Origin of the sequence: Psychroserpens sp. SPM9 (genome assembly GCF_025153525.1) — a bacterium.
In the GTDB taxonomy this organism is placed as follows: Bacteria; Bacteroidota; Bacteroidia; order Flavobacteriales; family Flavobacteriaceae; genus Psychroserpens.
Window position 1 is genome coordinate 1 of the sequence record NZ_JANZNR010000033.1, and the last position, 940, is coordinate 940.

Annotated in this window: 1 protein-coding gene; it reads right to left on the bottom strand. The window is 28.5% G+C overall.

Annotated elements, in window-relative coordinates:
• Positions 1-252: 252 nt before the first annotated feature.
• Positions 253-807 carry a hypothetical protein gene (locus N4270_RS17080; RefSeq protein ID WP_260098566.1) on the bottom strand — a complete coding sequence of 185 codons (555 nt, stop codon included), beginning with the start codon at positions 805-807 and terminating at the stop codon, positions 253-255.
• Between the last annotated feature and the right edge of the window lie 133 nt (positions 808-940).

The window sequence follows — 940 nt, forward strand, 5'->3', positions numbered from 1 at the left end:
ATAGATTTGAGTGATTCTAGAATTGAGTGAAAAAACTTTCGAGATTGAGTGTGAATTACTAAAATTAAGAATGAATAATCTCTCCGTTTGAGTGATTCGGAGGCATTGTATATAACGTGTATGTGTATGGTTAGTTGCGTACAAGTATGCTGTTATTCTTTGTTAAGCAATATAGTAAATTGTGAGAAAAAATCCTGCCCTTAGCCAGCAAAACGCAATTAATTATACACGTTGTTGGCTGTAGTACTTTTATCAAAAATTTCCTTCAGATAATGGAATCCATCTTTCCCATTTTCCGTTTATCTTTTTATAAAGTGAAAGACTCACATAACCATAAATATGTCCACAACATAGATGAACACTAAAGACGCAAGTAACTTTTCCGTTTCTTATAAAAATCGGTTTCGATATTATTTTAAGTTCTCGGTTTTTATCTGCTTTTAGAAATTCCAATTCGGAATTTTCTTCAACTAAAATAAGTTTTTTTGCGTTTGCTAAATTCCAAGTGTAATTTTCCGATGATTTTAATTCAGAGATTAAAAACTCCTTTTCGTTTTTAGTTAGTGTTATGCTATCAGTTTTTTTATTTTTATACTGATAGTAAGTCAATATAGAATCTTTCTCAAAGTTCGCTAAATGATATGATAACATTCCGAAATCAACTTTTTTTAGATAACCAACATCTGAAAACTTTTCAGGATAGAGTTTATAATCAATTAAATCCCAAAATATTTTTTCGGATTCACTAGTTTGACTTGTCATTGTATGACTAAAAACTAATATTAATATGAAGAGTAAGTTTTTCATTCAGGTATGTCTAGTCCTGAAATATGGCTACAGGTTAAAAATTGATTTAAGCTGTTTTTAAGTATACCATATTTGGTGTTTTATAGTCTAAAGATAAATGTAATCTTATTTCATTGTATAAATTAATTGCATT

Excerpts from the sequence above, each read along its gene's own strand:
- N4270_RS17080 (WP_260098566.1), bottom strand. The coding sequence starts at position 807 with ATGAAAAACTTACTCTTCATATTAATATTAGTTTTTAGTCATACAATG.